We start from the raw sequence: 5777 nt of genomic DNA, 5'->3' as shown, positions 1-5777 counted from the left end.
GGGCGTCGGCACCTTTACAATGGCGGCAAAGCTCGATCCGAGCTGCCGTCTTGCCGGTCCAATCCAGCTACCGAACGACTTGACCTTCGAAGAGTATATTCAAAATTCGTTCGCCGACGAATTGAAGGTTGCGGGGCTTTATGACCAGAATGCCCCGATCATGCTGCAAGGCGTCATCGACGATATTCGCTTTTCGACCACCGCAGGGACATGGGATTTTGGCCTCACCTTAAAATCCTCAAACGGCAAATCGATCAAGGTCGTCGAACATTACGATTTTCACACGTCGTTTACGGCGATCTCCGCTTGCCATAATACCGCTGACGCGTTCCAACCCGCGGTGCAAGCTTTAGTCGGCAACACGATTACAGCGCCGGATTTTCAAAGCCTGCTGCAAAAATAGGCTCACGCCGAACCCGCAGTCCTAAAGTTTCCGGGGGAATTGGGTGGTCGAATGCGCGGACGGTGCCGTGCAAACGGTAGCTGCTGGCGCGATCGAAACCCCGCGCGGCGCTTGACGGCGAGGGGGGCTTCCCCGAGATTAGCCGCCGGATGTGGAACCCCGGGCGAGGCGTGAAATGTGCGGCTTGATCGGCAGGGTGGCGCTCGGCGGGATCGACCGCTCGACGCTCGAGCCGCGGCTCGATGCGGCGATCGCGCGCCTCTTGCCGAGGGGTCCCGATTCCCAAGGCAAGTGGATGGACGAGCGTTGCGCCTTCGGCCACACGCGACTTGCCATCATCGATCTCTCGGCCGCCGGTGCTCAACCGATGGTGCGCGCCGGGCTGGTCCTGAGCTTCAACGGCCAAATCTATAACTTCCCGAACCTCCGCGCGGAACTCCAAAGCCTGGGCCATCAATTCGTCGGCCATTCCGACACCGAAGTCCTGCTCGAGGGGTGGCGCGCCTGGGGTGCGGCCCTCCTGCCGAAGCTTCAGGGCATGTTCGCCTTCAGCTTGTGGGACCAGGCGACGGGGGAGCTCATCCTCGCACGCGACCGATTCGGCAAGAAGCCGCTCCTTTATCGCCGCCAAGGAGACACGCTCGACTTCGCGTCGGAGCTGGTAGCACTTCAGTGTCTTTGGGATAGCGCCGGGACCATCGACAAGCGAGCACTCCGCCTTTACTTCGCCCTTCGCTATCTGCCGGAGCCTTGGTCGATCGTCGAAGGTGTCAAGAAGCTTCCCGCCGGTCACCTTTTGCGTTTTTCCAGGGCAGGACTCTCGGTCGAGCGCTGGTACGATCTCGCGAAGTCGCGCCCGCTGCGCTATTCCGACGAATCGGAAGCGATTGATGCCCTTCGCGCGCGACTGGACGATGCAGTAAAAGCGCGGCTCGTCTCGGACGTGCCGGTCGGCGCCTTTCTCTCGGGCGGCATCGACTCCGCGATCGTCGTAAGCCTGATGGCGGCGCACGCCGAGCGGGTGCGCACCTTCACCGTCGGCTTCGCCGATGCCGCCTCTTATTACGAAGAGCGGCCGGCAGCCCGCCGCGTCGCCGAGCATCTCGGCACGGAGCATACCGAGCTTGCCGTGACGCCGGCCGACGCCCTCGCGGCGCTCGATGCGGTGTGGGATGGGCTCGACGAGCCTTTCGGCGACAGCTCTGCCTTGCCGCAATATCTCGTCGCCCGCGAGACACGAAGGCACGTGACGGTCGCCCTTTCCGGGGACGGCTCCGACGAAGTCTTCGGCGGTTACCGCAAATATCAAGGGGAAGTCCTCGCCCTTCGTCTCGCCGGCCTTCCGGCCTGGCTCAAGCGCGGCGCGTTGGCGCCGTTGGACCTCTTGCCCGAGGACAAAGGCAACCCAGCTCTCGAGCGTGCGCGACGATTGCGCCGGTTCGCGGCCCACGGCTGGAAGGACGCCAGGGCCCGGCAGGCCGGTTGGGCGCGCAATCTCGATGAGGGGAGCCTCGACGACCTCATCGTCGACGGCGCTTCGGCGCCCACCGTCGAGACGATTGTCGGGGACCTGCGGGCCGACACCCTCGACGACGACCCGATCAATGCCATGTTGGGTGCGGACCTCGGGCTTGGCCTCGTCGGCGATATGCTGGTCAAAGTCGACCGCATGAGCATGGCGTCGAGCCTCGAGGTACGCTGCCCTTATCTCGACCACCATGTCGTCGAATGCGCTGCGGCCATGCCCGGCGGCTACAAGCTCGCCCGTAACAGGGGCAAGCGGATCCTGCGCGAAGCTTTTGCCGACCGCTTGCCGAAGGAGGTCTTCGCGCGCCCGAAGAAAGGCTTCGAGGCGCCGGTCGCAAGCTGGCTGAAAAACGAGCTTCGCGATCTTGCGCGTCGCGCCACCGACCCTGCGACCCTCAAGCGTCAAGGCCTCTTCAAGCCCGAGCTTCCACAACGTTGGATGGCCGAACTCGACCGCGGCCGGCGCGACGTGGCCGGCGAGCTTTGGACGCTCATTGCCTTTCAAGCCTGGTGGGAGCGGCGGCAGGCGGCATGAAGATATGCCAGCTTTGTGCGGTCGATTTCACGCTCTATCATTTCCTCACGCGCCTCATGCTCGGCCTCGAGGACGCGGGGCACGAGGTGGTCGGCGTTTGCTCCGACGGCCCTTATCTCGCCAAGGTTAGCGCCCTCGGCCTCCGCGTCGAGCCGGTTGCGATCTCGCGGAGCTTCGATCTCCTGAAGCATTTCGACACGTATCGCCGGCTCGTCGAACTTTTCCGGCGCGAGGATTTCGATCTGGTGCATGTCCACACCCCAGTCGCCTCCCTGATCGGCCGGCTGGCCGCTTGGCGCGCCGGCGTGGCGCGCATCGTCTACACCGCGCACGGATTTTATTTTCACGACGACATGCCCTGGTGGAAGCGAGCACCCTTCGTAGCACTCGAATGGCTCGGCGGCCGGGTGACCGACATTCTCTTCACCCAGGCCGAGGAGGACGCGGCGACCGCGCGACGGCTGAGCCTTTGCGCCGGCAGCACCGTCGCGGCGATCGGCAACGGGGTCGATCCCCGGCAATTTCATCCGCCGCACGGGGTGGAGGAGCGCGAAGCCACTCGCCGCACCCTCGACACGCCCCAGGATGCCGCCGTGGTCCTTGTCGTCGGCCGGCTTGTCGCCGAGAAGGGGTATCTCGAGCTGTTCGATGCCATGCGCCAGGTTGACGCGGTCCTCTGGGTCATCGGCGATCGGCTGCCGAGCGACCATGCCTCGAGGATCGATCGAGCACTCGAAGCCCTCCCGCATGACCCGCTCTTGAGTCGGCGCGTGCGGCTTCTCGGCTATCGCGATGACGTGCCGGCCCTCATGCGTGCCGCGGATATCTTTACGCTGCCCTCCCACCGGGAGGGAATGCCGCGCTCGATCATCGAAGCAATGTTCACGGGTCTCCCGGTGGTTGCAACCGACATCCGAGGCTCGCGGGAGGAGGTCGTCGAGGGTGAGACCGGCGCGCTTGTTCCGCGGCGCGATGCGAATGCGCTCGCCGCGGCACTCAACGGACTGGTCGCCGATCCGGCGTTGCGGGCAAAGCAAGGGGCCGCCGGCCGGGCGAGAGCGCTCGCACATTATGACGAGGGCGAGGTCGTGGCGCGACAAATCGCCATTCTCGGGCTTTAGCGATAAGACCGTGCGTTCACGCGACGCAGCGCAAAGCTTGTTCGCTTCGCCGGCGCGTAATATATTGCGCGCGATCTTCGATTCGAAATGACATAGGACGATGCTGTCTAAAAAAGCGATCCCCACGGATGAGCGGCTGATCCTCGCTCTTGACGTGCCGAGCGTCGAAGAAGCCAAGAAACTCGTTTCCGCCCTCGGCGACACCGTCAAATTCTATAAGCTCGGCCTCGAAATCTTCTTGGCGGGCGGTTATTACGAGCTGATCGACTGGCTCACGGAACGTGGGAAAAAATGCTTCGTCGATCTCAAGTTTTTCGATGTTCCCAATACGGTGGCATCGGCCGTGCGGCAGTTGCGGGGTCGTCATCCGCAATTCGTCACGGTGCACGGCAATGACCAGATTTTGCGCGCCGCGTGCGACGCCAAAAATGGCATCAAGATTCTTGCCGTCACGGTTTTAACGAGCCTGGACAACGCCGATCTGAAAGCACTCGGCTTTCAAGTGAATGCGCAAGAACTTGTTTTGTCCAGGGCGAGAAGGGCGCTCGAAATCGGCTGCGACGGCGTGATTTCCTCAGGACTGGAAGCCGAGCCGTTACGTCGGGAATTGGGCGAAGGCTTTCTTATCGTCGTCCCCGGCATCAGGCCGGTTGCCAATGTGGATGACCAGAAGCGGACGGTCGATGTCGAGGACGCGTTTTTGATGGGGGCCGACTACGTTGTCGTCGGACGGCCGATCAAGGACGCGAGCGATCCGAAGCAGGCTGCGCAGCACATCCAAGGCCGAATCGCCAAGCTCTTTAAGCGATAGATCGCCGCCGGGCCCTTATCCCGCAGATTTTTTTCTTGCTTCGCGGACAACCCGTTCGAAATAGTCGAGATAGGCTTCGACGGCAGCACTCTCGCTGAATGTCGTGGCCAGGCGATTCTTGCCACCCGCGATTAGACGCTCCCCAAGTGCCGGGCTGCCGAGCACGCGCGCAAGTGCGGCGGCCAGGGCCGCCGGGTCTTCCCGGCGAAAAAGAATTCCGCTCACCTCGGGTTCGATCAAATAGCTCGGTCCCGGGGTGTCGCTCGCCACGACCGGCACACCTTGCGCCCACGCTTCGAGGATCGTGAGGCCAAGCGCTTCCTGGCGCGACGGCACGACGACGACATCCGCTTGATCGATGAGTGCCTCCGGATCGCGACGCCATCCGAGAAAACGCACACGCGCCCCGATACCGAGCTCCGCGGTCAGCGCGTGCAGTGCTGCGTCCTCTTCGCCCTCGCCCGCGAGCCAGAGATAAGCATCGGGCAACATGGCAACCGCCCGGAGCGCTATATCGAAGCCCTTGATGGTATCGAACCGTCCAAGGCCCAGGACAAGGGGTGCCGCATCGGGTGTTTCGAACGTGCGACGCAGAACCGGGGACACCCTTTCCACATTCGCGAAATGGGGGAGGACCGTGATTTCGCCCTTGAAGCCAAGCGATGAAAAATGGCGAGCCATGTCGGGTGTCGGCACGATCATGCGCTCGGCACGTTCATAGCAATCGAGCCCGCGATACCAGCCGACTTGCGCCACCTGCACCCACGGCCCGGAGGGTACCCGCTGGGCGGCGCGCGGCAGCCAGCTCAAGGCCAGGTTCGGTGCGAATTTGCGGAATGCGCGGCGCACGCCCCATATCGAAAAGGGGTCGCGCTTCTTGAGGGAATATTCGAGCGTCTCGATCCCATGACTGCGGAGGTACTCGCCCATGTCTCCGCCCGGCTGCGCGATCGCGAGTTGCGCAAGGCCCGCGCGCTGAAGTGCGGGCGCCAGGCGCGCCAGAAATGACTCCATCCCGCCCGCGATCCTGCTCGCCGTGATCAATTGGATGACACGGACCATCCGACTCCTTCTCGCCCTGAGGGTGCATCGAGCGGTGCGGCCATCAGCCTGATGGGGCCTGCCTCGCGAAAGATTGCGCATGTTGCTTCAATCGCAGCCGCACCCTGCGACAAGCCGAGTATGGCGAAGATATGGCGCTTGAAATGCGGTGAAAAATAACCTTTGCCGGCCTCGCGGTGCGCGAAGTGCCAAGCGCGGCCCGAAGCGCGTCTCAGTGCAAGACGGCGTGCGCGCCATGGCAGGTCCGGCTCGCTTGCGACGAAGCGTGCCAGGGCCAGATTCAAATCGTGGAAGGTCTGGGCGGCGTTTTCGGACATG

At 63.3% G+C, this 5777-nt stretch carries 6 protein-coding genes; 4 read left to right on the top strand and 2 right to left on the bottom strand.

Annotation, left to right across the window (positions count from 1 at the left end; all coding sequences use genetic code 11):
• Window positions 1–19 precede the first annotated feature (19 nt).
• The 4 genes from VEJ16_07200 to pyrF all read left to right on the top strand — a co-directional run bounded on the left by VEJ16_07200 (window position 20) and on the right by pyrF (window position 4397).
• Entirely contained in the window at window positions 20–403 is a 384-nt protein-coding gene (locus VEJ16_07200) for a hypothetical protein (GenBank protein HYB09440.1), read from the top strand.
• Between the two features lie 175 nt (window positions 404–578).
• Window positions 579–2465 carry an asparagine synthase (glutamine-hydrolyzing) gene (asnB, locus tag VEJ16_07195; protein HYB09439.1) on the top strand — a complete coding sequence of 629 codons (1887 nt, stop codon included), beginning with the start codon at window positions 579–581 and terminating at the stop codon, window positions 2463–2465.
• On the top strand, window positions 2462–3586 hold the full coding sequence (locus tag VEJ16_07190) for a glycosyltransferase family 4 protein (protein HYB09438.1): 1125 nt from the start codon (window positions 2462–2464) through the stop codon (window positions 3584–3586). Before asnB ends, VEJ16_07190 begins: the two co-directional genes overlap by 4 nt.
• A gap of 100 nt (window positions 3587–3686) precedes the next feature.
• The gene (gene pyrF, locus VEJ16_07185; protein HYB09437.1) at window positions 3687–4397 is read left to right on the top strand and encodes an orotidine-5'-phosphate decarboxylase; all 711 of its coding nucleotides are present in this window, start codon (window positions 3687–3689) and stop codon (window positions 4395–4397) included.
• A gap of 15 nt (window positions 4398–4412) precedes the next feature.
• Here pyrF and VEJ16_07180 read toward each other — a convergent pair whose 3' ends face one another.
• Complete coding sequence (locus tag VEJ16_07180) at window positions 4413–5459, bottom strand: glycosyltransferase (protein ID HYB09436.1); 1047 nt, start codon at window positions 5457–5459, stop codon at window positions 4413–4415.
• The coding region (locus tag VEJ16_07175; protein ID HYB09435.1) for a hypothetical protein at window positions 5438–5777 on the bottom strand (340 nt) is incomplete at its 5' end. The genes VEJ16_07180 and VEJ16_07175, both read right to left, overlap by 22 nt.

Source organism: Alphaproteobacteria bacterium (assembly GCA_035625915.1).
Taxonomy (GTDB): Bacteria; Pseudomonadota; Alphaproteobacteria; order JACZXZ01; family JACZXZ01; genus DATDHA01.
This window is presented reverse-complemented; position numbering and strand designations above follow the sequence as displayed.